This window comes from Pseudomonas sp. Tn43 (genome assembly GCF_014192635.1).
Classification (GTDB): domain Bacteria; phylum Pseudomonadota; class Gammaproteobacteria; order Pseudomonadales; family Pseudomonadaceae; genus Aquipseudomonas.
The window spans coordinates 1-25,801 of the sequence record NZ_JACHYG010000005.1 but is presented as its reverse complement, the minus strand read 5'-3'; the positions used below and the strand labels follow the sequence as shown (position 1 = coordinate 25,801).

The 25,801-nt window shown below is 58.6% G+C and carries 23 protein-coding genes; 14 read left to right on the top strand and 9 right to left on the bottom strand.

Going from position 1 to position 25,801, the window contains the following annotated elements:
• The first annotated feature begins 131 nt into the window (after positions 1–131).
• From fdhD to FHW68_RS14625, 3 genes are all read left to right on the top strand, one after another.
• Entirely contained in the window at positions 132–971 is an 840-nt protein-coding gene (gene fdhD, locus FHW68_RS14635; RefSeq protein WP_183681014.1) for a formate dehydrogenase accessory sulfurtransferase FdhD, read from the top strand.
• On the top strand, positions 968–3,316 hold the full coding sequence (locus tag FHW68_RS14630) for an FdhF/YdeP family oxidoreductase (protein WP_183681012.1): 2,349 nt from the start codon (positions 968–970) through the stop codon (positions 3,314–3,316). Before fdhD ends, FHW68_RS14630 begins: the two co-directional genes overlap by 4 nt.
• 346 nt (positions 3,317–3,662) lie before the next feature.
• A complete protein-coding gene (locus FHW68_RS14625) occupies positions 3,663–4,151 on the top strand; it encodes a glycine zipper domain-containing protein (protein WP_095634163.1) in 489 nt (162 codons plus the stop codon).
• A 69-nt stretch (positions 4,152–4,220) separates the two neighbouring features.
• On the opposite strand, the gene FHW68_RS14620 is transcribed toward FHW68_RS14625, so the two are convergent.
• The 3 genes from FHW68_RS14620 to FHW68_RS14610 form a co-directional block, all read right to left on the bottom strand.
• Positions 4,221–4,652: a thioesterase family protein gene (locus FHW68_RS14620; RefSeq protein WP_095634162.1), complete on the bottom strand. Its 432-nt coding sequence runs from the start codon at positions 4,650–4,652 to the stop codon at positions 4,221–4,223.
• A gap of 77 nt (positions 4,653–4,729) precedes the next feature.
• On the bottom strand, positions 4,730–5,956 hold the full coding sequence (locus tag FHW68_RS14615; RefSeq protein ID WP_183681010.1) for a 3-hydroxyacyl-CoA dehydrogenase: 1,227 nt from the start codon (positions 5,954–5,956) through the stop codon (positions 4,730–4,732).
• A 118-nt stretch (positions 5,957–6,074) separates the two neighbouring features.
• Positions 6,075–8,003 (bottom strand): ATP-dependent DNA helicase RecQ, encoded by a 1,929-nt coding sequence (locus FHW68_RS14610; RefSeq protein ID WP_183681008.1) that lies wholly within the window; start codon positions 8,001–8,003, stop codon positions 6,075–6,077.
• A 266-nt stretch (positions 8,004–8,269) separates the two neighbouring features.
• Here FHW68_RS14610 and FHW68_RS14605 point away from each other — a divergent pair, with 266 nt between their 5' ends.
• Positions 8,270–9,301 carry a S8 family peptidase gene (locus FHW68_RS14605; RefSeq protein WP_183681005.1) on the top strand — a complete coding sequence of 344 codons (1,032 nt, stop codon included), beginning with the start codon at positions 8,270–8,272 and terminating at the stop codon, positions 9,299–9,301.
• Positions 9,302–9,374: 73 nt separating this feature from the next.
• On the opposite strand, the gene FHW68_RS14600 is transcribed toward FHW68_RS14605, so the two are convergent.
• Positions 9,375–9,878, bottom strand: coding sequence for a polysaccharide deacetylase (locus tag FHW68_RS14600; RefSeq protein WP_183681003.1), 504 nt, complete (start codon positions 9,876–9,878; stop codon positions 9,375–9,377).
• 311 nt (positions 9,879–10,189) lie between these two features.
• Here FHW68_RS14600 and FHW68_RS14595 point away from each other — a divergent pair, with 311 nt between their 5' ends.
• The 5 genes from FHW68_RS14595 (at position 10,190) to FHW68_RS14575 (ending at position 13,508) form a co-directional block, all read left to right on the top strand.
• A complete protein-coding gene (locus FHW68_RS14595) occupies positions 10,190–10,450 on the top strand; it encodes a hypothetical protein (protein ID WP_095634157.1) in 261 nt (86 codons plus the stop codon).
• Positions 10,451–10,564: 114 nt separating this feature from the next.
• Positions 10,565–11,692, top strand: a complete 1,128-nt coding sequence (locus FHW68_RS14590; RefSeq protein ID WP_183681001.1) for a hypothetical protein — start codon at positions 10,565–10,567, stop codon at positions 11,690–11,692.
• Positions 11,693–12,036: 344 nt separating this feature from the next.
• Entirely contained in the window at positions 12,037–12,336 is a 300-nt protein-coding gene (locus tag FHW68_RS14585; RefSeq protein WP_183680999.1) for a hypothetical protein, read from the top strand.
• Between the two features lie 98 nt (positions 12,337–12,434).
• The gene (locus FHW68_RS14580) at positions 12,435–12,938 is read left to right on the top strand and encodes a hypothetical protein (RefSeq protein ID WP_409258747.1); all 504 of its coding nucleotides are present in this window, start codon (positions 12,435–12,437) and stop codon (positions 12,936–12,938) included.
• 204 nt (positions 12,939–13,142) lie between these two features.
• Positions 13,143–13,508, top strand: coding sequence for a DUF1493 family protein (locus FHW68_RS14575; RefSeq protein WP_183680997.1), 366 nt, complete (start codon positions 13,143–13,145; stop codon positions 13,506–13,508).
• A gap of 129 nt (positions 13,509–13,637) precedes the next feature.
• On the opposite strand, the gene FHW68_RS14570 is transcribed toward FHW68_RS14575, so the two are convergent.
• The 3 genes from FHW68_RS14570 to FHW68_RS14560 form a co-directional block, all read right to left on the bottom strand.
• Positions 13,638–15,179 (bottom strand): phosphoenolpyruvate carboxykinase, encoded by a 1,542-nt coding sequence (locus FHW68_RS14570; RefSeq protein ID WP_095634152.1) that lies wholly within the window; start codon positions 15,177–15,179, stop codon positions 13,638–13,640.
• Positions 15,180–15,358: 179 nt separating this feature from the next.
• Positions 15,359–16,261: an Hsp33 family molecular chaperone HslO gene (gene hslO / locus FHW68_RS14565; protein WP_095634151.1), complete on the bottom strand. Its 903-nt coding sequence runs from the start codon at positions 16,259–16,261 to the stop codon at positions 15,359–15,361.
• A gap of 225 nt (positions 16,262–16,486) precedes the next feature.
• Positions 16,487–16,894, bottom strand: a complete 408-nt coding sequence (locus FHW68_RS14560; protein ID WP_183680995.1) for an RNA-binding S4 domain-containing protein — start codon at positions 16,892–16,894, stop codon at positions 16,487–16,489.
• A 232-nt stretch (positions 16,895–17,126) separates the two neighbouring features.
• Between FHW68_RS14560 and FHW68_RS14555 the strand changes: the two genes are divergently transcribed.
• Both FHW68_RS14555 and rimK read left to right on the top strand, forming a co-directional pair.
• Complete coding sequence (locus FHW68_RS14555; protein WP_173667533.1) at positions 17,127–17,588, top strand: ATP-dependent zinc protease; 462 nt, start codon at positions 17,127–17,129, stop codon at positions 17,586–17,588.
• Complete coding sequence (gene rimK, locus FHW68_RS14550; RefSeq protein WP_095634149.1) at positions 17,585–18,490, top strand: 30S ribosomal protein S6--L-glutamate ligase; 906 nt, start codon at positions 17,585–17,587, stop codon at positions 18,488–18,490. Before FHW68_RS14555 ends, rimK begins: the two co-directional genes overlap by 4 nt.
• 46 nt (positions 18,491–18,536) lie before the next feature.
• Here the strand turns inward: rimK and FHW68_RS14545 are convergent, their stop codons facing one another.
• Both FHW68_RS14545 and ompR read right to left on the bottom strand, forming a co-directional pair.
• A complete protein-coding gene (locus tag FHW68_RS14545; protein ID WP_095634148.1) occupies positions 18,537–19,850 on the bottom strand; it encodes an ATP-binding protein in 1,314 nt (437 codons plus the stop codon).
• Positions 19,851–19,964: 114 nt separating this feature from the next.
• Positions 19,965–20,705 (bottom strand): two-component system response regulator OmpR, encoded by a 741-nt coding sequence (gene ompR, locus FHW68_RS14540; RefSeq protein ID WP_007903084.1) that lies wholly within the window; start codon positions 20,703–20,705, stop codon positions 19,965–19,967.
• A 360-nt stretch (positions 20,706–21,065) separates the two neighbouring features.
• On the opposite strand from ompR, the gene FHW68_RS14535 reads away from it, so the two are divergent.
• From FHW68_RS14535 to gshA, 3 genes are all read left to right on the top strand, one after another.
• On the top strand, positions 21,066–23,390 hold the full coding sequence (locus FHW68_RS14535) for a Tex family protein (RefSeq protein ID WP_095634147.1): 2,325 nt from the start codon (positions 21,066–21,068) through the stop codon (positions 23,388–23,390).
• Positions 23,390–23,773: a PaaI family thioesterase gene (locus tag FHW68_RS14530; protein ID WP_007903088.1), complete on the top strand. Its 384-nt coding sequence runs from the start codon at positions 23,390–23,392 to the stop codon at positions 23,771–23,773. The genes FHW68_RS14535 and FHW68_RS14530 overlap by 1 nt, the downstream gene beginning before the upstream one ends.
• Before the next feature lie 318 nt (positions 23,774–24,091).
• Complete coding sequence (gene gshA / locus FHW68_RS14525) at positions 24,092–25,675, top strand: glutamate--cysteine ligase (RefSeq protein WP_095634145.1); 1,584 nt, start codon at positions 24,092–24,094, stop codon at positions 25,673–25,675.
• Positions 25,676–25,801: the final 126 nt, after the last annotated feature.

Genomic DNA, 25,801 nt, shown 5'->3' with positions numbered 1-25,801 from the left:
CAGTAATAGCAATTAGACGCGACAGATTGACGCGCCTAGGCTTAGGTGGCGTTCTTAATGAGTTTTCCCGGCGCGGCGGAGAAACTCATTGAAAACGCCCCCTAAGCTGATTAAACCGTTGGTGATGCCTTATGAACGCCAAGCGCCCTTCCCGCGCGGCGCCTGCTGTTGAAACGCCTGCGACCGTCGCCAGTCAGACATACAGTTACTGCAACCTTGAATACACCGAATCGCCCAGCACCGCGCTGGCCGAGGAAGTCGCGTTGGCGATTGCCTATAACGGCATCAGCCAGGCCGTCATGTTGGTCACGCCAACGGATCTTGAAGACTTCATTGTCGGCTTCAGCCTTGGCAGCGGCATCATCGAAGACGCTTCAGACATCTATGACTTGCAACTCAGCGGCTCGGGTTCGGCGCAATACGCGCAAGTGACCATCGCCAATCGCGCCTTCTGGAACCTCAAGCAGCAGCGTCGGCAACTGGCTGGCACCAGCGGTTGCGGTCTCTGCGGCGTGGAAGCGGTCGAGCAAGCGCTGCCCGATCTCAAAGTCTTGGCCGGCGCACCGTTGCCCCCGGCCGAATGGCTGGACGGCCTGCGTCAGCGCATCGGTGCATTTCAGCCACTGGGCCAACATTGCGGCGCGGTGCATGCGGCGGTGTTCATGAACGGCAATGGCGAATTGCTGCTGGGCCGTGAAGACATTGGCCGGCACAACGCCCTCGACAAGCTGATCGGCGGGTTGATCCGCCAGAAGATTCCGATCACCGGCGGCCTGGCGATTGTCACCAGCCGTTGCAGCCTCGAATTGATCCAGAAAGTTTTACGCGCCGGCATTCAGACCCTGGTCAGCCTGTCGTCGCCCACGGGCCTTGCCGTGCAATGGGCCCGTCGACATAACCTCAACCTCATCCACCTGCCGCAGAAAAGTGCACCACGGGTTTACAGCCCAGCGTTGGAGAATCAAGCGTGAGTCAACACCGTCAAGCCGATCAGAAACCCGTCCCCCGCTACAAGCCCTACAAAGGCCCAGCCGGTGGCTGGGGCGCGCTGATCAGCGTCGCCCAGGCCTGGTTGACCAGCGATAACGCGCTGAAAAACCTGCGCATCATGCTCAAGACCAACCAGAACGGTGGCTTCGACTGCCCCGGTTGCGCCTGGGGTGATTCTCCGGAAAAGGGCATGGTGATGTTCTGCGAGAACGGCGCCAAAGCGGTGAACTGGGAAGCGACCAAGCGGCGCGTCGATGCTGCATTCTTTGCCAAACACAGCGTCACCTCGCTGCTGGAACAGAGTGATTACTGGCTTGAATATCAGGGCCGCCTGACCGCGCCGATGAGCTACAACGCCGAAACCGATCGCTACCAGCCCATCAGTTGGGATGACGCCTTTACCCTGATCGCCAAACATCTGCGCGGCCTGTCGAGCCCGAATCAGGCCGAGTTCTATACCTCGGGCCGCGCCAGCAACGAAGCGGCGTTCCTCTATCAATTGTTCGTGCGCGCCTATGGCACCAACAATTTCCCTGACTGCTCGAACATGTGCCACGAAGCCAGTGGTGTTGCGTTGGCACAGAGCGTTGGCGTGGGCAAAGGCACCGTGACCTTCGATGATTTCGAACACGCCGATGCGATTTTCGTCTGGGGCCAGAACCCCGGCACCAACCACCCGCGGATGCTCGAACCCCTGCGCGAAGCGGTGAAACGCGGCGCTCAGGTGGTGTGCATCAACCCGCTGAAAGAACGCGGCCTGGAACGTTTTCAGCACCCACAACACCCACTGGAAATGCTCACCAACGGCGACAAGCCGACCAACACCGCGTACTTCCGCCCCGCACTGGGCGGCGACATGGCGATCATGCGCGGCATGGCCAAGTTCCTGCTGCAATGGGAGCGCGATGCGCAGAAGGCCGGTGAGCCTGCAGTGTTCGACCACGACTTCCTCAATGAACACAGCGTCAACGTTCTGGAATACCTGGGCATCGTCGACGACACCTCGTGGGAGCAAATCGTCGAACAGTCCGGCCTGACGCTGATGGAAATCGAGCAAGCGGCGCGTATGTACGTCAAAGGCAAGAACGTGATCATGTGCTGGGCGATGGGCATCACCCAGCATCGTCATTCGGTGGCGACCATCCAGGAAATCGCCAACCTGATGTTGTTGCGCGGCAACATCGGCCGGCCGGGTGCCGGCCTGTGCCCGGTGCGTGGCCACAGTAATGTGCAAGGCGACCGGACAATGGGCATCAACGAACGTCCGCCGGTGGCGTTCCTCGATGCTCTGGAGCGTCGCTTCCAGTTCAAGGCGCCCCGTGAAAACGGCCACAACGTGGTCGAGGCGATTCACGCCATGGCCGACGGCCGCTCGAAAGTCTTCATCGGCCTGGGCGGCAATTTCGCCCAAGCCACACCGGACAGCACGCGAACCTTCCAGGCTCTGGCCAACTGCGACCTGACCGTGCAGATCAGCACCAAGCTCAACCGTAGCCATTTGGCCCACGGTAAAGACGCGCTGATCCTGCCGTGCCTGGGCCGTACCGACATCGATATCCAGGCCGAAGGCGCCCAAGCGGTGACCGTGGAAGACTCGTTCAGCATGGTCCACGCCTCTAACGGTCAGCTGCAGCCACTGTCGAACCAGATGCGCTCGGAGCCTGCAATCATCGCCGGAATCGCCGCCGCGACCCTGGGCAGCAAACCGGTGGACTGGAACTGGCTGGTGGCCGATTACAACCGCATCCGCGACCTGATCGCCGACACCATCCCGGGCTTCCGGGACTTCAACGAGAAAATCCAGAACCCGGGTGGTTTCTATCTGGGTAACAGCGCCAGCGCACGTCGCTGGAATACGCCATCGGGCCGGGCCAACTTCCGTGTGAACAGGCTGCCCAAACACCTGGTCCACGAACGCACCCGCGCCACCGGCATGCTGCCGGACCTGATCATGCAGTCGATGCGTTCCCATGATCAGTACAACACCACGATTTATGGTCTTGATGACCGTTATCGCGGGGTGAAAGGCCAGCGCGACGTGCTGTTCGTCAATGAAGCCGACATCATTCGCCTCGGGTTCAAACCCGGGCAGAAAGCTGACATTGTTTCGATTTGGGATGATGGCCATGAGCGTCGGGTGAAGGGTTTCACGCTGCTGGCGTTTGATATTCCTGCCGGGCAAGCGGCCGCTTACTATCCGGAAGTGAACCCGCTGGTGCCGCTGGAAAGCACCGGGGATGGCAGCCATACGCCGACATCGAAGTTTGTGGCGATTCGCTTGGAAGTGGCGAGTGAGACGGGGTTGATCATGGCGAAATCGGCTTAATGCGGTAGCAGGTCTGGCCTCTTCGCGGACAAGCCTCGCTCCTACAGGTTTTCGCCCTGTAAAGGACACGCAATTTGTAGGAGCGAGGCTTGTCCGCGAAGACATTCGATTTGGCAACACACCTATCGACACCCCTTCGAACACTTCCAATCGCCCACAAAAAAGGCCGTTTCTGTATAAAAACGGCCTTTGCGAAGTAGTTAAAGACCGGTGAAAAACACTTAAGTTCCGCCCAAAAAACAGTAACTTATAGAATTGTGCTCAAGTCGTGTTACTCGTCGGATTTCGATTGTCACAACCATGACACAGCCTCAGGATCGCGCCGTCATCCCCTTGAGGTTCCTCTATGAAGTTCTCCTCGATTCTCTTGTTGTCCCTTGGCCTGGTCAGTGGCTTCGCTTCTGCAGGCGGCACCACCGAAGCAGGTGTGGGCGGCGCATTGGGCGGGGTTCTTGGCTCGGTCGTCGGTCAATCGTTAGGCGGCAATACAGGTTCAACCATTGGCGCGGCCCTGGGCGGCGCGGGTGGTAGCGCCGTCGGCGCAGACAAACGCAGCCGTGGCGAAGCAGCCATTGGCGGTGCGTTGGGCGCAGCAGGTGGTAACGTGGTCGGCCGTAGCGTGGGCGGCACCACCGGCAGCCTGATCGGCTCCGCAGCAGGCGGCGGCGCCGGTGGCGCGCTGGGTAACTACATGGGCAACAAGAGCGATGACGACGACGATCGTCGCTATCGTCGTGGTTATGATGATGACGATCGTGGTTACTACCGTCGCGGCCATCCAGGTCGTGGTCATGCCTACGGCCATCGCAAGCATAAACATCGCTATCACGACTGAGGCTTGAATCGCCTCGTTTGCCGGTAGATCAAAAAATCGCAGCCCTCGGGCTGCGATTTTTTTTGCCTCTCAGATCGCCAGTCGCTCCAACGCCCCGCGCAATCGGGCAGGAATTGCCACCGGCTGATTCGTGGTCCGATCCACGAACACATGCACGAAGCGCCCCGCCGCACAGGCGTCAATTTCCCCTGCCTTGAACACCGCCAATTCGTATTGCACCGAGCTGTTGCCCAACTTGCCGACCCGCAGGCCGATCTCGATCCGGTCCGGGAAAGCGATCGAGGCAAAGTAGTCGCAGGCCGAACTCACCACAAACCCCACCACCTCGCCGTCATGGATATCCAGGCCGCCGACTTCGATCAGGTAGGTGTTTACCGCCGTATCGAAAAAACTGTAGTAGGTGACATTGTTGACGTGACCGTAGGCGTCATTGTCGTGCCAGCGAGTGGTGACGGGCTGGAAGTGCGGGTAGTCGGTGCGTTGGGGCATGGGGTTGGACATCGGCGTCGATTCCTGGAATTGGATAGCGAGTCTAAAGCGAAAACCGCGTTATCGTTTTTCGCAGGCGCCTCATAAAATCACATGTCAGCAAAGCCCCTACCCTCCGCCGCCAGCTCACCAATCAATCGTGCCGGCGCCCAGTGATCGCCCTGACGGGTCTCCAGAGCCAGCAAGCGCAGATGAATATCTTCCAACCCTTGCTGATCCGCCCAGGCCATCGGCCCGCCCTTGTCCGCCGGGAAGCCGTAACCGTTGAGATAAACCAGGTCGATGTCATGCGCCGATGCCGCGATGCCTTCCTGAAGAATCTTCGCGCCTTCGTTGACCAGCGCCAGCAAGCAACGCTCCAGAATCTCTTCAGGGCTGATCTCGCGGCGCTGGAACCCTAACCCTTCACTGACTTCCAATACCAGCGCATCGACTTCCACATCGTGCTCAGCCTGGCGACTGCTAGGTTCGTAGTGGTAATACCCATCGCCACTCTTCTGACCGAAACGCCCCAGCTCGCACAAGCGGTTGTCCACTTGAACTTCCGGCGCATCCTGGCCTTTGCCTGCCAGTTCCCGCGCGCGCCACTCCAGATCGATGCCGACCACGTCGTACATGCGAAACGGCCCCATGGCGAAACCAAAACCTTGCAGCGCCGCATCCACCTGATAAGGCAAGGCGCCCTCCAGCAGCATCTTGCGTGCTTCGAGCACGTACGGATGCAGCATGCGGTTGCCAATGAAGCCATGGCAATTGCCCGACACCACGCTGACCTTGCCCATGCGCTGGCCCAGGGCCAAGGCTGCATCGAGTACCGCCGGCTCCGTCCGGGCGCCGCGCACGATTTCCAGCAGCTTCATGATGTGCGCCGGGCTGAAGAAATGCAGGCCCAGGACTTGTTGTGGACGGCGAGTGACAGCAGCCATGGCGTCGATGTCCAGTGCCGAGGTATTGCTGGCCAGAATCGCTTCGGGTTTCATCACGCCGTCGAGTTCGCCGAAGATTTTCTGTTTCAACTCAAGGTTTTCGTAAACCGCTTCGATGACCAGATCGACATCGCGGATCGCCGCATAATCGGCAGCCGCCGTCACCCGGGCAATGCGCGCATCCGCCTCGGCTTGATCGATCCGCCCCTGACGCACGTTGTGGGCGTAAGTTTCAGCCACGCTGGTCAGTGCTTGCTCCAGCATTTGCGGATTGTTATCGACCCATTGCACCGGCATCCCGGCGTTGGCCAGGCACATGACAATGCCACGGCCCATGGTGCCCGCGCCGATCACGGCGGCGCGCTGAATATCAAACGGTGTCTGGCTCATTGTTGTTCTCTTGTCAGCGATCCAAAGACAGTTCTTCACCATAGACAGGCGCTGGGCTTTTTTGAAATTTATTCCTGTGATGAGCGACATTCAGCGGATGGATGCGGGCACCTGGTATCTACAAATGGACCTCTACCCAACAACGCACGTCGCCGTACGGATAATCCTCCAACACCGCAAACCCCGGAATCGACCGCGCTTTGAGCTTGGTAAACAGCGGCACGCTGATCCCGCATAGAAATCTTGTTACGCGTTCAGCTGAAGGAAGGTTGCCCGTGTGCTGCTCGTGCCTGTGGATAAAATCACCGCACAGCGCCTCGAAGTTTTTATCCACAAGCGCTGGCAATTCCGGCGGTGCCGGCAATCGCGCCACCTGACCGTGACACACGGAACAATGCCCGCACTGCTTCGGCGCGTTTTCATCGCCAAAGTATTCCGCCAGGCGATAGCCCAGGCAATGGTCGGTAGCGAACAGATCCAGCATGGCGTGAATCCGTGCGATCTCGGTGCGCTCGTGCTGGGTGAAGCAGGCGTGCAATTCAGCGCTCAGGGTTTGGGAATCAACGTCGGGTTGCAGCAGGCTGTAAACCTCGGTCATCTGCTTGCTTTCGACCTCGATCCAGCCCTTCTCCTGAAAATAATCCAGCGCCTTGACCACCCGACTGCGCTCGGCGGAATACCGCTCATACAACGCATCGAAATTCACCGTGGCCCAGGTCCGTGCACGGCTGGAAGTCTGGATGATTGCCGAGACGAAGTCCTTGCGCTCACCTTCGAATCGGGCAAGCAATGCGTCAGGTTCCTGCAAATACTTGAAACGGTATTCGGCGTAATAGGCATAACGCGGGGCGATCATTCCACGCAGTTCCAGCTGCACCAGCAAAGTCTTGAGCGGTAACTGGCGAATGTTGCTCTGATCGGCCAAAGGTCCCAGCAGAAACTCCCATTGCCCCTCGGGCGCGGTGGCTTGCAATTCGTCGAGCACGTAGCGAATGCCGTCCCGTTCCGGCGTATCGCCGTAGACGAAGTTTTCCAGCACGTTGAGGCTGTCGCGGTTGGCCAGCACCAGGCAATCGGATGGCAGCCCGTCACGCCCGGCGCGACCGATTTCCTGGCTGTAGTTTTCGATGGATTTAGGCAGGTCGAAATGCACCACGTTGCGGATATCGCTTTTATCGATGCCCATGCCGAAGGCAATGGTGGCGACGATGCAATTGGATTGCCCGCCCATGAACCGCCGCTGAATCGCTTCCCGTTGTTCATGGGGCAAACCGGCGTGATAGGCCTCGGCCTGAATGCCGTTGCGCCCCAGATGCTCGGCAATGTGCTCAGCGGTTTTCTGCAGGGTGACGTAGACAATACTCGGCTGGCCAGGACGCTGGCTCATCCACTCGACAAGGCGTCGTCGCTTGTCCTGGCCGCGTACCGGTTCCACCCACAGATTGAGGTTGGATCGATAGAAACCGGTGGTCACCACATCCTCAGGGGCGATGGCGAATTTGGCCTGCATGTCGGCGATCACCCTGGGTGTCGCGGTGGCGGTCAGCAGCAGCGCCTGAGGGATGTTGAACTGCCGCTGATAGTCCGGCAGCTTGAGGTAGTCGGGGCGGAAGTTATGGCCCCATTCAGAGATGCAGTGGGCCTCGTCCACCACCAGCAGCGAGATCGGTACCTGCTGCAAAAAATGGCGGAAGCGCTCGTTCTTCAGACGCTCCACGGAAATCATCAGAATCTTCAATTCACCGGACTTTGCCCGCGTCATCACATCGCTGGCGTCATCGCGGCTCTGGGCCGAATCGATACTGCCCGCCGCAATGCCGTGGCGCTGCAAGAACGCTAACTGATCCTGCATCAATGCCAACAGGGGCGACACAACCAATGTCAGGTGCGGCAGTAGCAAGGCCGGCAGTTGATAGCAAAGGGACTTGCCCGAACCGGTCGGGAAAATCGCCGCCGCCGAGCGCCCGGCCAACACAGCACTGACCGCCGCCTCCTGGCCGGGTCGAAACTGTGGATAACCGAAAACCTGCTCCAGGGTGTTGTGCATAAGCTGTCACTCCGTTGACCGCTGCGAAGCCCAAAGCCTAGCCGGCGAACGCAGCGAGTCGAGAAAAGGTTGGGGCAAAAACGATACGGAATGATACAGCGTCACCCCATTGATCCCTCGCCACGGCTTGAAACAAAACGGAGCAATTCGCCACCTGACGTAAATCCCTTGCCTGCCGGTAAGATCCTCCTCCGACAAAACATTTTCCGCGAAGTATTCGTCACAGCAGGAAGCCTGATGGACGCGGATTTCACGAAGGAACGATCATGCACCGCATACTCATTATGTCTATTGTCATTGCATCCACTCTGCTGAGCGGATGCATTAATCCTCCTGAAGAACCGCCACTGCTTGCCGCGTTTGAAACCCGGGAATATCAGGCCCAGAAGGGCTTGGCGGTTATCCATGCCTCAAGTCTTTATGCTCGCGGCGGCACCGGTCAGGGCGTAGCCGTGGCTCTGATTGACTCAGGCTTGAACAGCCATCTGCCGGAGTTTCAAGGAAGGCTCCTTGACCCCGGGTTCGATTACATCGAGAAACAAGCTGGCACCTCCGACCGAATCGGTCACGGAACACAAATGGCTGGCATTCTCGCGGCTAACAAGGACGATCAGGGCATGCATGGCGTGGCCTACAATGCCCAGTTGATCCCCTATCGCTTCGGCGACAACGACGAACCCTTTTTCTTCGATAGTGAAATCGCTCAATCCTGGCAAGCAGGCTTCGACAAGGGCGCACGCATCCTTAACAACTCGTGGGCCAATGCCATTCCGGCGACCGAGATCAATGAAGCACGTTATAACCAGGTGATGCCGGAATCGCTGATGACCGCTCGAAAACTGGTTCGGGACGGCGCGGTGTTTGTGTTTCCGACCGGCAATGAGCTGAAACGAGAACCGCTGGCCGAGCCAGGATTACCCGTTGCCCTGCCCGAACTGGAGAAAGGCTGGATCGCTGTGGTTGCAGTAAAGAACGACGGCAGCAGCATCAATGCAAAATCCAATTACTGTGGTGTCGCCGCAGCCTGGTGTATCGCTGTGCCGGGTGGTGACTCTGGCGCCGAGCAAGGCCTGTTGACCACAAGCAAGGATGGCAAATACGTCCAGACGGCCGGCACTTCGCCTGCTGCTGCACTGGTCAGTGGTGCACTGGCCGCCCTGCAAAGCCGATACCCCGAACTGAGCACACAGCAGGTACGCGAACGACTGCTGGCAACGGCAAACCGCACGGGTATCTATGCCAACAGTGAAGCGTACGGCAGAGGGTTGATGGACCTTGAGGCTGCGTCGCGCCTGTGATCCCTCACTTTCTGACTGAGGGTCGGCGGCACTCATCTCGCCGCGTTGTCGACGAAGCTTTTAAACCGGCAGCCTAGGGTACAAATACTGCCACTCGTAGCTGCTCCTTTAACGCCTGCTCATGAAATGCCCGGCTCTTGCTCGCCCATACCGCATAAGCCGGGCTGATTTCGCCCGTGAACGCCGCCGCCAACTGACGCAAATCAGCGACGCTACGCACACGCGGGCAAAAGGGTTCGCTGTCACAGTTCTGGCTGGCGTCGCGGTAGGTGTCCAGCAACCGATCCCACAACCCGTCCCGCACTTGCCTGACCGACTTGAGCTGCACAGCCTGCACACCCAGTCGCTGTTTCAGACTCTGTTCGTCCAGCGCTTCGCTGGCCAGCAGCGCCTTGCCTACCATCAACACCTCGGCGCGGGATGCGGTGTCGACGTCTGCCTGAGTGGTCAGTGCCTGCGGCCAACCGTTGCGGTCCATGTTGGCGAGGACCAGCGAACTACCTGCATCGGCAGCGCCGCTAAAACGACAACCACCGACCCACAACAACAATATCGAGACCATACGTAGCCATTGCATACCTAATTCCCTTTAAGAGCCGACTCAGACGATTCGAAACGTCCTACAAAATCTGGCGCGCACCTTATGCAGATTCAGGGCGCCACGCCTGACAATCCCGTAGGAATATCGACCGCTTGGGGTAAAAGCTTAAAAAATAGTCGGAACGTGCGTAGGCAAAGGTCGATAGCGCCGGTAAACCCCCTACAAAACCTGTCCATTGACGTCTTATTGCGACGCCTCACCGCCGCCCTCTATAGTTTCCGACGCGGCTGAAAACGCTGTGTCGGCCCGCCGGCGAGCCTGCCAGATTTCCCACAGGACTGATCTCGATGAACGACCGCTATCGCCCACTCAAAACCAATTACAGCGAAACCCCCGTGCTGGTCATCGACACCCAAGCCAATCCTCACGAGATTCTCGACGCCGCCCAGCAACGCATCCGTGCCGCCAGTGATCTGCTCGAAACGCTCTATTGCCTATGCTTCAAACAGGCCGATGTGAAAGACATTCCAAATATTGTCAATGCACTTTACTTGTTGACTCAGGATGGCTGCCAACTTCTTGAAACCGCCAAACAACTCATCAAATGACACCTCAAAAAACAACAACTAACACTTCAACAAGAACAGCAACAACTCATCACTTCACTATTTAAACAACACAAACTAGCGTGTCAGCTCTTATATCAAACAAGGGCAACACGAATGACTGTCTTAACTATTTTCTTCTGCGGCACCGGCTCAACCAAATTCGACACCACTCATGAAAATTACTGGGACGGCGAACTGGTGTCGACACTGGCCTCCCACCATCCTGGCCGGGAATTTGCCGAATGGATCGTGGTCGACGGCCCCGGCACCAGCAATCTGCAGGCCGACGAGTTATTCACTCGATCCAAAGACTACGGCCTCAGCGGCACGCTATTCGGCAAGGGCTGGGAAGAGAACGTCCAGCATGCCGTCAACATCATCAAAGGTCAGTGCGGCTGGCAGCGCGAGCAGCTGACCGAGGCGGAATACAATCGTCTGAAAGCGGCCGGCATTCCCATCGAAGACGTGAAAGTTGAAGGTTCCTGGTTCTGGCGCAAATACAACTATGGCGATCGCAGCGTGACCCAACAGGCGTTACAGGAACAGATCATCAAAACCTTCCGCAAGGACGGTATTATTCCAACTCAAGTAAACCTGGTGGGTTGGAGTCGCGGTGGTATTAGTTGCCACATGTTGGCCAATGCCATGCTCAATGACACTGCACTTAAAAATATTCCGGTGAATATCTTTGCGATCGATCCGGTGCCGGGCATTGGCAACTTCCAGGATGACAAAGTCAAACTGGGCGCCAACGTCAAGGAATATGTAGGTTTCTATGCCCGGGACGAACGCTCGAAAGGCTTCTGCTGCGTCATCCCGCAAACCACCACCGCCACCAAAATCCACATTTACCCCATGGCCGGCCGTCACGCCACCTTAGTGGGCAATGCTTCCCACGATGGTGTCAGCGGCCCGAAAACCCTGGCCGAGCCAGGCCGGTTCGTCCGCCATTTTGCCGAAGTCTGGCTCAAGCGTTGGGGCGTGCGGCTGGACAAGGCGTTGAACCTGACCCCTATCGATCTGGGGAATCTTGGCAAAGCCATGGTCGACGCCGAAGCGAAGTACCGGCTGATGCACAACTACTCCTACATCTATTTCACCGAGCTGGACCAAGGCGAACGCTACGTTTCGCTGGGCAGCCAAGGGATCAACTTCTCGGCGGTGAAAGGCACAATCTATACCCCGGTAACCGGGCTGAGCACTAATGTGCTGGATGTTGCGGCGTATCATCATACTTGTTGAAAACGTTGGCTGATCGGTAGGAACGGCCTATCAAATCTTCGTCCGGGTCCTACAAGACAAGGCTCCTTGTCGGCTATCGCTGCTCTGTAGTTCAAATCTATAGTCGTGATTGTCGCTGCCAAATCAGCGGCTCGGGCTTGGTCACCCGAAAAACAGAGATAACTGACGCATGCCCTTGTATGCTGCCGACATCTTTTTTGTCGGCACGCTTTATGGCGGCTGTGTTTGGGACGCCTCGGCGTGCCGGGTTATCTCTGCCGGTTTGACCAACCTGAACACAGTCCGCCTCCACCGCTTGGTCACGGTAGCGGCGGTTCTTCCGATATATTCAGAGATAACTAACAATGAATAGCTGGGATCAGTTCACAACCAATCGCTACCGCCCACTCCAAACCAACCTAACCGATACCCTGCCCCTGATCATCGACACAGAGGCCAACCCCCAGGACATCCTCGAAGCCGCCCTCCAGCGCATCCGAGCGTCCAGCGATCTCCTCAAAACCTTGCACTGCGTTTGCTTCAAACACGGCGACGTAGAAGACATCCCCCACATCACCCACGCACTCTTCCTGCTAACTCAGGATGGCTGCGACCTGCTGAAAGTCGCCCAACAACGCATGATGGGCTGGAAAGCTCCGGCTTAAAACCACTCCCAGGCAGGCATTGTTCCAGACAAGGGCTGCCTGCCTGATCAACGATCATCAGCGCTGTATTCCCGCCTTCCAATGTGAGGAGCTGAATCTTGCAAACTATTATTGATTGCGCAGCATATGAGCCACTGTTCAACAATGGACTCACCTTCATGACAACCGAAAACATCGACCACAGCACCCTCACACGATTGCTTGAAAACGGTTCGGTAAGCAGCGCTCATATCGTCGCAAGACCAGGCGGCTGGTCGATTCAAATCCGACACGGAAGTAAAGAATGCTCGCTGACGGCACAACGCAGTCGTCAAGTGCGCCTATTCAAACGACTTGAAACGCTGGTGACTTATCTGCGAGACATGGGCATCAACCACTTCGATGTGGACGCGTCGAACTATGATCCGTTTCAAATCAAAACCTATACGCGCCCTGATCGCTCCGAGGCAATGAAACAGGCCCATGAGGCTGCGGCATATGAAGAATGGTTCAAGGAACAGGTACAAAGCAGTATTGATGATTTGAGACCGAGCGTGAGCGACGAAGAGGCCCGCCGAATATTTGCCGCCAAGCGTGATGCCATACGTCAGCGAGCGCGCTGATGAGGTTAGTCTGGCGTCCGACGGCGCTTGATGACCGAAACAAAATCATGGATCACCTCAGTCAGGACAACCCAATCGCAGCTGTTGCCCTCGATGAGATGTTTGAATTGAAGGCAGAGCACGCTCGACAGCACCCGACTCTTTAAGTATCGGCAAAGCAAACCGACTCAACCTGCCCTCCCCAAGCCAAACGGACACCCCGCAATGAACCTCGCCCCCAACTTCCCCGACGACCACGCCATTCACCTGCTCATCCAGCTGCTGCACGAAGAACTCGGCCTGCCCGAACGCAAAACCATCAGCCTCAACACCTCGATCAACTTTGACCTAGGTTGCGACGGTGCGGATGCGCGGCATTTGATGGAAGCGCTGGAGGAGCAGTTCGGGATCGACTTCGTGGATTACGATGCCTATCGCTACTTTCAGCCGGAAGGGTTTGATGTGTTTCTCAAGCGTCGAGCCAAGGGTCGTGGCGACAAAGTCCCGCTGACTATCGGAATGCTCTACAACGCGATCAAGGTGCAACGGTGGGATACTGAGAAGTTGGAAGGCATCTATTCGAACGCGTAAGTGGCATTATTCTGGCTGTTTAGCGCTTTTTCAGCTGGAATAATGGCAGTTGTATTTCTGATGGTCCGAATCGCGCCCACAAAAAAGCCGCCCTCAAAGGGCGGCTTTTTCATTCGCTAAGTCGAGGCCTTACAACTTCGGCCCAGCAGCCTTGATCGCGTCACTCACGTCGAACTTCTTGAAGTTCTCAACAAACAACCCAGCCAGTGCTTTCGCGGCTTCATCGTAAGCAGCCTTGTCAGCCCAGGTGTTACGTGGGTTCAACAGGCCAGTCTCAACACCCGGTACGGCCAGTGGCACGTCGAGGTTGATGGTGTCCAGGTGCTCGGTCTCGGCACCGATCAGAGCGCCGCTCTGGATCGCTGCGATCACGCCACGAGTGGTCGGGATGTTGAAGCGTTTGCCGACGCCATAGCCACCGCCGGTCCAGCCGGTGTTGACCAGGTAGACCTTGGAGCCGAAGCCGCGGATGCGCTTGATCAGCAGTTCTGCGTATACGCCAGCCGGGCGCGGGAAGAACGGTGCGCCGAAGCAGGTGGAGAAGGTCGACTTGATGCCGCTGCCGGACCCCATTTCGGTCGAGCCCACCAGAGCGGTGTAGCCGGACAGGAAGTGGTAGGCCGCTTGTTCTTCGCTGAGGATCGAGACGGGCGGCAGGACGCCGGTCAGGTCGCAGGTCAGGAAGATCACAGCGTTTGGCTCGCCACCGAGGTTTTTCTCGGAACGCTTCTCGACGTGCTCCAGCGGGTAGGCGGCGCGGCTGTTCTGGGTCAGGCTGCTGTCGGCGTAGTCAGCCTTCTTGGCGTCATCCAGTACCACGTTTTCCAGGACTGCGCCGTGCTTGATGGCTTTCCAGATGACGGGTTCGTTCTTCTCGGACAGGTCGATGCACTTGGCATAGCAACCGCCTTCGATGTTGAACACCACGCCCTCGCCCCAGCCGTGCTCGTCGTCACCGATCAGGTAACGGCTTTCATCGGCGGACAGGGTGGTCTTGCCGGTACCGGACAAACCGAAGAACAGGGTCACGTCGCCCGCTTCGCCGATGTTGGCAGCGCAGTGCATCGGCAACACATCGGCGGCCGGCAGCAGGAAGTTCTGCACCGAGAACATGGCTTTTTTCATTTCACCGGCGTAGCGCATACCGGCTATCAGCACTTTTTTCTGGGCGAAGTTGAGAATCACGCAACCGTCGGAGTTGGTGCCGTCACGCTCTGGTACGCACTCGAAATTGGCAACGTTGAGCACTTGCCACTCTTCACGGCCAGCTGGGTTGTACTGGGCCGGATTGATGAACAGGCAACGACCGAACAGGTTCTGCCAGGCAGTCTGGGTGGTCATCTTCACGGCCAGGTAGTGCTCTTCGGCAGCCCCTACGTGCACGTGGGAAACGAAATGCTCTTGCGCGTTGTTGAAGGCCTCGACGCGAGCCCACAGGGCATCGAACTTGTCGGCCGGGAACTTGCGGTTGATCGGGCCCCAGGCGATGGCGTCCTGGGTGGTTGGCTCTTCAACGATGAAACGATCGACTGGCGAACGGCCGGTACGGTGACCGGTGCGAACTACCAGCGCGCCGGTATCGGCAAGCTCGCCTTCACCGCGCTTCAGGGCTTCTTTAACCAGATCATCAACACTCAGATCGGTGTACACGGCGTTATTGGCTTGCGTCATGAGGTTCCCCGTCGGCCAGTGGCCGAGTGCTCCAAACGTTTTGTAGTAGAAAGTCGTGCACTACTACCGCGAAAAAAGTGGGCCGGATTATGCCAGAAAAGCCCAAAAAGTGTAGGGCCCTCCCGTCAGAACGGCGTTATTCCGGCGTTACGCAGTGAATTTACCTGCGCTGAAGCGTTTTAGTGACGGGTATCTGACGGCGTATCGACCCCTGCTCCGGCGAACAATTGGCCGATATCGGCCGCGTCGAACAGATAACGTTCGTTGCAGAACTGACAGTCGATCTCGATGCGACCACCGTGTTCGACGACCAGTTTCTGAGCATCTTCCAGACCCAGACTGACCAGCGCATTGCCCGAGCGTTCCCGGGAGCAGCTGCAACGGAAACGTAGTTTCTGCACATCGAACAGGCGCACTTGCTCTTCATGGAATAGGCGATGAAGCACGGTTTCGTTGTCCAGGCTCAGCAATTCATCGGCGGTGAGGGTGTTGGCCAGGGCGGTGATGTGCTGCCAGCTGGCGGCGCGTTCTTCATCGTCTTTCAGACGGTCGGCAGGCAGTTGCTGCAGCAACAGGCCACGGGCACGACGGCCATCGGCATAAAGCCAGAAGCGGGTATTGGTTTGTTGGGACATGACGAAGTAGTTGGTGAAGCAATCGGCCAGGGTCTCGCCGTCGAGATCGACGATGCCTTGGTAGCGCTGGCCCTGAGTGGGGTCGACAGTCAGCGCCAATACGCCATTGGGCATCAGGTCGGCGAGGGTCGCGTCAGGGGCAATCCGGTCGGCTTCGTAACGAGCCAGGCCACGGATTTCGCGCTCGCTGGAGCACTCGATCATTAGCAACGGCACCGGGCCTTCGGAACGGGCCTGAAGAATCAGCAAGCCATCGAACTTCAAGGTGCCAACCAGCAACGCTGCCGCCGCCATCAGCTCGCCCAGCAATTGCGCGACCGGCTCCGGATAGGCGTGTTTGGCGAGGACTTCGGCATAGCTACGCTCCAACCCAACCAGCTCGCCGCGGGTGTCGCTGTCATCGAAGATGAAGCGTTGGGTGTAGTCGTTATCCGATAGATGGGTCATAGGTCTGGGTATCTGAAAGGGTGACAAAAAAAGAAAATCGCGTCATTTCCGCTTTTTTGAGCGGGCAAAGTTCAGCCATAAAGGCATTTTATGAACAATCCGGGGTTGTTCCAAGCAAGGTCAAACCTCGGTTTTCGACGAACGGCATTTTCATTAGGCCGCTGTTGAGTACACCCATATGGCTGCACAGGTGCGCGATTGCAAGTCTGCCCCCGACGACGGTTCTTATTCGTCGTTGCTGTTTCCGCGAAACTTGAACAGGTCTCGGCGTTGTTTCTTGCTTGGCTTCCCGTCGGTGCTCACGCCCAACGCCCCGGCCTTGCGCATGGCTGCCGCCGCTTCGCGCTTGGCGATGCTGGCGTCGGTTTCGGCATACAGCGCCTGAGCCTCCGGCGCGCCACGGCGCACGTTCGACAGTGCCTTGATCACTACCGTGCGCTCCTCGAAGCCGGTGCGAATCTGAAGCTCATCGCCGACCCTCGGCTCCTTGCCCGGCTTGCAGCGTTCGCCCCGGCAATGCACCTTGCCACTCTCAATCGCAGCCTTGGCCAGGGTCCGTGTTTTATAGAAACGCGCGGCCCATAACCATTTATCGAGACGGATCTTGTCGTCCTCTTCGCTTTTTTGTGCCATTGGATGACCTCATTCTGAAATATCGATGAACTGTACTACCGTTTCTGTCGTGCCATGAATCACCACGCTGTGGATTAGAATGCAGGCATTCCCCCGCACATTGAGGGATGGAAATTCGGGCAGTAGATATCTGTCGCCTTTTACCCATTATTCTGCGTGAATACCGCGAATTCGGCCGCACGCGGTCTGAGCGGTTTTTGCCGGTTGAGCACTTTTGAAGACATTTGACCATTTGACCGTTATCGGTCTGCGCGAGTGGGTGGCGCTCCCGGATCTGGGAGTCGCGGGCCTTCGGGCAAAAATCGACACCGGCGCCAGCACCTCCAGCCTGCACGCCACCGACATTGAGCCATTCGAGCGCGACGGCGAGCAATGGGTACGCTTCACTGCGCACCTGGGCACGGTCGTGCAACTGCGGCACCGGCGTTGCGAGGCCCCGCTGGTAACGAGAAAAACCATTAAAAGCTCCAACGGCCATGCGCAGATGCGCTACGTGGTAAGCACCACTCTGGCCCTCGGTGATCGGGTCTGGCGGGTCGAGTTCACCCTCGCCTGCCGCAAATCCATGCGTTATCGCCTGTTACTCGGTTCCAAAGCCCTGATCGACGGCCAGTTGGTGGTCAATCCGGGCATTAAGTATGTACAAGACAAGCCGGTGTTCCCGGTATCTACCTTCTCCACAGGTGTTGCATGAAGATCGCTGTGCTGTCGCGGAACCCGCGTCTGTATTCCACCCGTCGCCTGGTCGAAGCCGGTATGGAGCGTGGCCATGAAATGGTGGTGATCGACACCCTGCGCGCCTACATGAACATTGCCAGCCACAAGCCGCAGATCCACTACCGTGGCAAACCGCTGGAAGGTTTCGATGCAGTGATCCCGCGGATCGGTGCATCAGTGACGTTTTACGGCTGCGCGGTGCTGCGTCAGTTCGAAATGATGGGTGTGTTTCCGCTTAACGAATCGGTCGCCATTGCCCGTTCGCGAGACAAACTGCGGTCGCTGCAATTGCTCTCGCGCCGGGGTATCGGTTTGCCGGTCACCGGTTTTGCCCACTCTCCGGACGACATTCCCGACTTGATCGAGATGGTCAACGGGGCGCCGCTGGTGATCAAGGTGCTGGAGGGCACCCAGGGCATCGGTGTGGTGCTGTGTGAAACAGCCACGGCCGCAGAATCGGTGATCGAGGCCTTCATGGGCCTGAAGCAAAACATCATGGTTCAGGAATACATCAAGGAAGCCGGCGGCGCGGACATTCGTTGTTTCGTGGTCGGCGACAAGGTGATCGCGGCGATGAAACGCCAGGCCAAGCCGGGGGAATTTCGCTCCAACCTGCATCGCGGCGGCAGTGCGAGCCTGATCAAGATCACACCGGAAGAACGCATGACGGCGTTGCGAGCGGCGAAGGTCATGGGGTTGGCGGTCGCGGGGGTAGATATCCTGCGCTCCAATCATGGCCCGCTGGTGATGGAAGTGAATTCGTCGCCGGGGCTGGAAGGAATCGAGATCACCACCGGAAAGAACGTGGCGGGGATCATCATCGAGCATCTGGAGAAGAATGGCGGGCCGAATATGACGCGGACCAAGGGCAAAGGCTGAAGCTGACTCGGTGATCGTTCCCACGCAGAGTGTGGGAACGATCGGGTTAGACGGCATCCCGTGGCAGCATCAACCCAAGCGGCAACCGCACCCGCGCTTCCAGTCCGCCACCGGAGCGGTTGCGCAACTCGACATTCCCGCCGTGCATCGAAGCGATCCGTTTCACGATTGCCAACCCCAAGCCGGTCCCTTTACCGCCCCGGGCCCGATCGCCACGGGTGAACGGGTTGAAGATCGCCTCCAGCTCCGACGGGTCGATGCCCGCGCCACGGTCCATGACGCTCAACACCACATACGGCGCGCTGGAATCACCGGACACATAAGCCGCCACTTCAACGCCGCTGCCGGCGTGGTGCAAGGCATTGCCGATGAGGTTGTTCAGCAGCCGTTTCATCGACACCCGCCGCAACGGGAACGGCTGAATCGGTTCCAGGCGCAAGCGCACTTTCTCTTCGTTCTGGTTATACGGCGCGGCAACTTCGCGAACCAGCTCGCTCAGGTCCACTTCTTCCACCGATTCATCACGTCCGTCACGAATGAAGGCCAGGAACTGGTCCAGAATCGCGTCCATGTCTTCGATGTCGCGGATCATGTCGTCTGTCAGGTCACTGTGGGCGCCCATCAGTTCCAGGGACAACCGCAAACGGGTCAGGGGCGTGCGCAGGTCGTGGGACACCCCCGCCAGCATCAGTTCTCGCTCGCGACCGGCCTGTTCGACGTCTTCAGCCATTTGGTTGAAAGCGCGATAAACCTCGGTCATTTCGCTCGGTGTATCGCTGATCGGCAGGCGCACGCTGCGGCCCTGACCCAGTTGCCTTGCCGCATAGACCAGGCGTTTCAACGGCTGATTGAGTTGGCTGACGAAAATCCACGCCGAGGCGGTGGACAGCAGACCGATGGCGAGGAACCAACCGAGCACATTCCAGATTTTCTGGCCGCGCAATGGGTGCGGATACAACGGTACTTTCAGCCAGCCATCACCCAGGCTAGGCGCTCGAACCCACAGCGCTGGCGGTGAGTGCATGCGTAATCGCACCTCAGTGTCGGCGCCCAGTTCGTCCTGCATCTGACGCTGGTAGATCTCGCTGTAAGGCCAGTGCTGCTCGCCTTCTGGCACACCGGCACCCACCACCCGGATCAGGGTCGCGGCATCGGCGATTTTGGTGCGGTTTTCTTCGTCGGCTGCCCAATAGGCACGCAGCGTCAGGGCGACGCCGTGGCTGTATTGGCGATCCACCAGCACATCTTCGTTCATCAACAGATAAACCAGGGTCAGCGCCTTGGAGAACAGAACGACGATCAGCACCAGCCACAGGGTGCGGGAGAAGAAGCTCTGGGGGAACCAAACAGGGGTTTTCATGAGTAACCGCTACACACTTGCAGGAGCGAGCATGCTCGCATATTGCGGATCACGGGTCTGCGGGGAAGGTCATCTGATCCCTTGCCCGCAAGACCCGCTCCTACAAATCACCGATCACTTCGTGGCGGCGCCATCCGGAACGAACACGTAACCCACGCCCCAGACGGTCTGGATGTAGCGTGGCTTGGATGGATCGGGCTCGATCATCCGGCGCAGACGGGAGATCTGCACATCAATGGAACGCTCGAGGGCATCCCATTCGCGGCCACGGGCCAGGTTCATCAGCTTGTCGCGGGTCAGTGGTTGACGCGCGTTCATGACCAACGCCTTGAGCACCGCAAACTCACCGGTGGTGAGCATGTGCACTTCGTCGCCGCGCTTGAGTTCGCGGGTGGCCAGGGACAGTTCGTAGTCACCGAAGGTCACGCTTTCGTCTTCGCTGCCCGGGGCTCCCGGCACCGGCGCCGCCTGACGACGCAAAACCGCTTTGACCCGAGCCATCAGCTCGTCCGGGTTGAACGGCTTGGCCAGGTAGTCGTCGGCACCCAGTTCCAGGCCCTTGATGCGGCTCAGCTCATCGCCCTTGGCGGTCAGCATGATGATCGGAATCTGGTTGTTCGCCGTGCGCAGGCGGCGGCAAGCGGTCAGGCCGTCTTCGCCGGGCAGCATCAGGTCGAGGACCACCAGGTTGAACACTTCACGCGCCAGCAGGCGGTCCATTTGTTCCGTGTTCGGGACGGCGCGGGCACGGTAGCCCTTGCTGACGAAAAAACGCTCCAGCAGGCTGCTCAGCCCGGGATCGTCGTCAACAATAAGAATTTTTTCGCCTTCAGCAATGTTTGCAGTGCTGCTCATTGGATGCTCCTTTGATCTCGGCGCGCATTATGGCGTAGCTGCCGTTATACGCACCGTGTGCATTGTTAGCAGATTTTTCCTTCATCGCCAGAAATCCGGGCATTGTGCCTACAACCCGCGATGCCCCCCAATGGGCAGAACGCTGGTTATAATGCGCGGCCTTTTGTGTCAGGCAACGTCTGATCGTTACTGTAAGCAGCCGCTTTTTTTTTCATGGCCCTGGCAGTAATTGTCCGATTTCACGGGTCAACGGGAAGCCTGTTGGCCAGGTAGCGGCGCACGCCAGGCCGCTCAACCAGACTCGCCGAGCCGTTATCTCTGCGCCTGCGAGCCTGCTTTCACAATTTGTCAGGTGGTTTTATGGACAGCATCAACAGCCGCATCGCCGAGGAACTCGGTGTACGCCCACAACAGGTCGAAGCGGCCGTCGCGCTACTCGATGAAGGCTCTACCGTTCCCTTCATCGCCCGCTACCGGAAAGAAGTGACCGGCAGCCTCGATGACACCCAGTTGCGTCATCTGGAAGAGCGTCTGCGCTACCTGCGAGAACTCGACGAACGGCGGATCAGCATCCTTGCCAGCATTCAAGAGCAGGGCAAACTGACCCCGCAACTCGAGCGCGACATCAAACTCGCCGACACCAAGACCCGCCTCGAAGACTTGTACCTGCCGTACAAGCAAAAGCGCCGCACCAAGGGCCAGATCGCCCTGGAAGCCGGCCTCGGCGAGCTGGCCGACGGTCTGTTCAACGACCCGACCCTGAACCCTGAAACCGAAGCCGCGCGCTTCATCGACGCCGAAAAAGGCGTGGCCGATGTCAAAGCCGCCCTTGAAGGCGCCAAGTACATCCTGATGGAGCGCTTCGCCGAAGACGCCGGTCTGCTCGACAAGCTGCGTAATTACCTCAAGCAGGAAGCCACCCTCAGTGCCCGCGTAATTGCCGGCAAGGAAGAAGAAGGCGCCAAGTTCCGCGACTACTTCGAACACGACGAACCGCTGAAAAGCATGCCATCGCACCGCGCGCTGGCGATTTTCCGTGGCCGCAACGAAGGCATTCTCAGCAGCGCATTGAAAGTCGGCGATGAACTGCCGGGCACTATGCACCCGTGCGAAGGCATGATCGGCCAGCAATTTGGCATCCAGAACCAGAACCGTGCCGCCGACAAATGGCTGGGCGAAGTGGTGCGCTGGACCTGGAAGGTCAAGCTCTATACCCATCTGGAAACCGACCTGCTGGGCGAGCTGCGCGATAGCGCGGAAACCGAAGCGATCAACGTGTTCGCGCACAACCTGCACGATTTGCTGCTGTCGGCCCCGGCCGGCCCGCGCGCCACCCTGGGCCTCGACCCGGGCCTGCGCACCGGTTGCAAGGTCGCCGTGGTCGATGCCACCGGCAAGCTGCTGGATCACGCCACGGTTTACCCGCACGTGCCGCACAACAAGTGGGACCAGACCCTGGCGATTCTGGCGGCCCTGTGCGCCAAGCATTCGGTGGACCTGATCGCCATCGGCAACGGCACCGCCAGCCGTGAAACCGACAAGCTCGCCGCTGAATTGATCAAAAAATATCCAGCCATGAAGATGACCAAAGTCATGGTCTCCGAGGCGGGCGCATCGGTGTACTCGGCATCGGAACTGGCCTCCAAGGAATTCCCGGACCTCGACGTATCGATCCGTGGCGCAGTGTCGATCGCCCGTCGCCTGCAGGATCCGCTGGCCGAGCTGGTGAAGATCGATCCGAAATCCATCGGTGTCGGTCAGTACCAGCACGACGTGTCGCAACTGAAACTGGCGCGAGGCCTGGATGCCGTTGTGGAAGACTGCGTGAACGCCGTGGGCGTCGACGTCAACACCGCCTCCGTGGCGCTGCTGGCCCGTATCTCCGGCCTAAACGCGACCCTGGCGCAGAACATCGTCAGCCACCGCGACGAGCACGGCGCATTCAAAACCCGTGCAGCGTTGAAGAAAGTCGCGCGCCTGGGTGAAAAAACCTTTGAACAGGCCGCAGGCTTCCTGCGTGTAATGAACGGCGACAACCCGCTGGATTCGTCCGCGGTTCACCCGGAAGCCTATCCGCTGGTGCAGCGCATTGCCGCTGAAACCGACCGTGACATTCGTTCGCTGATCGGCGACGCAAGCTTCCTCAAACGTCTCGATCCGAAGAAATACACCGATGAAACGTTCGGTCTGCCAACGGTCACCGACATCCTGCAAGAACTGGAAAAACCCGGTCGCGACCCACGTCCCGAGTTCAAGACCGCCGAGTTCCAGGAAGGCGTCGAAGACCTCAAGGACCTGCAACTGGGGATGATCCTCGAAGGCGTGGTCACCAACGTGACCAACTTCGGCGCCTTCGTCGACATCGGCGTGCATCAGGACGGTCTGGTGCATATCTCCGCGCTGTCGGAGAAGTTCATCAAGGATCCACGCGAAGCGGTGAAGGCCGGTGATGTGGTCAAGGTGAAGGTCATGGAAGTCGACATCCCGCGCAAACGCGTTGGCCTGTCGATGCGCATGAGTGACACCCCGGGCGAGAAAATCGACGGTGCCCGTGGCGCGCGTCCGGGTTCGGCACCACGCCAGTCCCAGAACACCGCACCGCGCAAGGAAACCACGGCAGCAGCCCCGGCCAACAACGCCATGGCCTCGCTGTTCGCGAACGCCAAACAGTTGAAAAAACGCTGATGGAGATCCCGGCCGGCTTGACCGAAAGCGCGTTTTTCAAGCTGCTGGGGTGTCGCTTGCACAGTCTGGAAACCGGGGTGGCGCAAGTCGCCCTGGGGCTTGCGCCGGAACTGCGCAATCGCGGCGGCAAACTGCACGGCGGCGCTTTGTTCAGTCTGGTTGATATTGCCATGGGGCTGGCCTGTTCCAGCACCCACGGCTTTGACCAGCAGAGCGCGACCATCGAGTGCAAAATCAACTACATCCGCGCCGTCGCCGACGGCGAGGTGATGTGCACGGCGCGGGTGATCCACCCGGGCCGGCGCACGCTGGTGGTTGAGGCCGACGTGATGCAAGGCGACAAACTGGTCGCAAAAGCACAAGGCACGTTCGCTGTCCTGTAGATGAATGCCATCAATTTGAGTTAATTTCGGCGCAATGCAACCTGTGGAACCCTGTGGCGAGGGGGCTTGCCCCCGTTTGAGAGCGTAGCACTCACAAGATTTTGGAAACTCAGAGATTTTGGGGCCGCTTCGCAGCCCAACGGGGGCAAGCCCCCTCGCCACAGGTCACTCCCACAGGGATTGTGCAATTCCTGACTGACCGGCATTAGGCCTGTGCGGCTCGAAAAAACCAGGCGAAAACGCCAGTTTCAACTTCACCCTTGTAGACCGTCTTGCCCACCCCCATATTGGGGCGACTGACGCGTGAAGGAATCCAACTTGAGCGAACTTCTCAACCGCCGCCTGGCTCTGCTCGGCGAGCGCGCAAACCTCTCTCTGCTCGAACAGTGCCTTCACGGCATCGAACGTGAATGCCTGCGCGTGACAGGCGAAGGGCGCCTGGCGCAAACGCCACACCCCAAAGCATTGGGTTCCGCGCTGACCAATGAACAAATCACCACCGACTATTCCGAGTCGCTGCTGGAGTTCATCACGCCCGCCCTGCCAGACCCGGCGGACACCCTGGCGAGCCTCGACAAGATTCATCGGTTTGCCTACAGCAAGCTCGGCAACGAGTACCTGTGGAGCCCTTCGATGCCGTGCCCGTTGCCGGCCGAAGAAGACATCCCGATCGCTTATTACGGCACCTCCAACATCGGTCAGCTCAAATACGTCTATCGCAAGGGCCTGGCCCTGCGTTACGGCAAGACCATGCAGTGCATCGCCGGGATCCACTACAACTTTTCCCTGCCGGAAAAGCTCTGGCCCCTGCTCAAAGAGGCTGAAGGCTTTGATGGCACCGACCGCGATTATCAGTCGTCGGCCTACATCGCGCTGATCCGCAACTTCCGCCGATACAGCTGGCTGCTGATGTACCTGTTCGGTGCCTCGCCGGCGCTGGACGCCGGTTTCCTGCGCGGTCGTTCGCATCAGCTGGAACAGCTGGATCCAGACACGTTGTACCTGCCCTACGCCACGAGCCTGCGCATGAGCGATCTGGGTTACCAGAGTAACGCCCAGGCCGGTTTGACACCGTGCTACAACGATCTGACCAGCTACACCGACAGCCTGCGCAAAGCCGTGGCCACGCCGTATCCGCCGTATGTCGAGATCGGAACACACCAGCACGGTGAGTGGGTTCAGCTCAACACCAACATCCTGCAGATCGAAAACGAGTACTACTCCAACATCCGCCCCAAACGCGTGACCTACACCGGCGAACGGCCAATCCAGGCGCTGATGGCCCGTGGCATTCAGTACGTCGAAGTGCGCTGCCTGGACATCAACCCGTTCCTGCCGATGGGCATCGACCTCACCGAGTCGCGGTTCCTTGATGCGTTCCTGCTGTACTGCGCGCTGAACGACAGCCCGCTGCTGACCAGCACCAGCTGCGGGAACGCGACCTCGAACTTCCTCAGCGTGGTCAAGGAAGGGCGTCGTCCGGGCCTGCAATTGCAACGGGACGGGCGTCCGGTAGACCTCAAGGAATGGGCCGGCGAGTTGCTGGAGAAGATTGCGCCACTCGCGGCGTTGCTGGATCAAAGCCATGGCGGCGATGCCCACCGCAAGGCACTGGACGCGCAACTGGCCAAGGTCAAGGACGCGTCCCTGACGCCATCGGCGCAAGTGTTGGCGGCGATGGCCGAGCACAAGGAAAGCTTTGCCCGGTTCTCCTTGCGTCAAAGTCAGGTGCATGCAGAGTTCTTCCGCAGCGAGCCACTTCCAAGCGAAGAACAGGCTAGATTTGAAGAACTGGCGCGCTCGTCCCTGGCTCAGCAGGTGGAGCTGGAACAGAACGAAGTCGGCGATTTCGATGTGTTTGTCGGGTCGTATCAGGCGAGCATTCTGGCGATCAGTAACTAAACTCTGAAGGTCCTTCGGACCTTTTCGCGGGCAAGCCTCGCTCCTACATCTATGGTTACCCCCTTTTCTGCAATACTGTTTTTGATGCGTGTTTGGCTTGCTTTCATCTATCCGGCGTCTAAGTGG

Excerpts from the sequence above, each read along its gene's own strand:
- fdhD (WP_183681014.1), top strand. The coding sequence starts at position 132 with ATGAACGCCAAGCGCCCTTCCCGCGCGGCGCCTGCTGTTGAAACGCCT.
- FHW68_RS14625 (WP_095634163.1), top strand. The coding sequence starts at position 3,663 with ATGAAGTTCTCCTCGATTCTCTTGTTGTCCCTTGGCCTGGTCAGTGGC.
- FHW68_RS14620 (WP_095634162.1), bottom strand. The coding sequence starts at position 4,652 with ATGTCCAACCCCATGCCCCAACGCACCGACTACCCGCACTTCCAGCCC.
- FHW68_RS14615 (WP_183681010.1), bottom strand. The coding sequence starts at position 5,956 with ATGAGCCAGACACCGTTTGATATTCAGCGCGCCGCCGTGATCGGCGCG.
- FHW68_RS14610 (WP_183681008.1), bottom strand. The coding sequence starts at position 8,003 with ATGCACAACACCCTGGAGCAGGTTTTCGGTTATCCACAGTTTCGACCC.
- FHW68_RS14605 (WP_183681005.1), top strand. The coding sequence starts at position 8,270 with ATGCACCGCATACTCATTATGTCTATTGTCATTGCATCCACTCTGCTG.
- FHW68_RS14600 (WP_183681003.1), bottom strand. The coding sequence starts at position 9,878 with ATGCAATGGCTACGTATGGTCTCGATATTGTTGTTGTGGGTCGGTGGT.
- FHW68_RS14595 (WP_095634157.1), top strand. The coding sequence starts at position 10,190 with ATGAACGACCGCTATCGCCCACTCAAAACCAATTACAGCGAAACCCCC.
- FHW68_RS14590 (WP_183681001.1), top strand. The coding sequence starts at position 10,565 with ATGACTGTCTTAACTATTTTCTTCTGCGGCACCGGCTCAACCAAATTC.
- FHW68_RS14585 (WP_183680999.1), top strand. The coding sequence starts at position 12,037 with ATGAATAGCTGGGATCAGTTCACAACCAATCGCTACCGCCCACTCCAA.
- FHW68_RS14575 (WP_183680997.1), top strand. The coding sequence starts at position 13,143 with ATGAACCTCGCCCCCAACTTCCCCGACGACCACGCCATTCACCTGCTC.
- FHW68_RS14570 (WP_095634152.1), bottom strand. The coding sequence starts at position 15,179 with ATGACGCAAGCCAATAACGCCGTGTACACCGATCTGAGTGTTGATGAT.
- hslO (WP_095634151.1), bottom strand. The coding sequence starts at position 16,261 with ATGACCCATCTATCGGATAACGACTACACCCAACGCTTCATCTTCGAT.
- FHW68_RS14560 (WP_183680995.1), bottom strand. The coding sequence starts at position 16,894 with ATGGCACAAAAAAGCGAAGAGGACGACAAGATCCGTCTCGATAAATGG.
- rimK (WP_095634149.1), top strand. The coding sequence starts at position 17,585 with ATGAAGATCGCTGTGCTGTCGCGGAACCCGCGTCTGTATTCCACCCGT.
- FHW68_RS14545 (WP_095634148.1), bottom strand. The coding sequence starts at position 19,850 with ATGAAAACCCCTGTTTGGTTCCCCCAGAGCTTCTTCTCCCGCACCCTG.
- ompR (WP_007903084.1), bottom strand. The coding sequence starts at position 20,705 with ATGAGCAGCACTGCAAACATTGCTGAAGGCGAAAAAATTCTTATTGTT.
- FHW68_RS14535 (WP_095634147.1), top strand. The coding sequence starts at position 21,066 with ATGGACAGCATCAACAGCCGCATCGCCGAGGAACTCGGTGTACGCCCA.
- FHW68_RS14530 (WP_007903088.1), top strand. The coding sequence starts at position 23,390 with ATGGAGATCCCGGCCGGCTTGACCGAAAGCGCGTTTTTCAAGCTGCTG.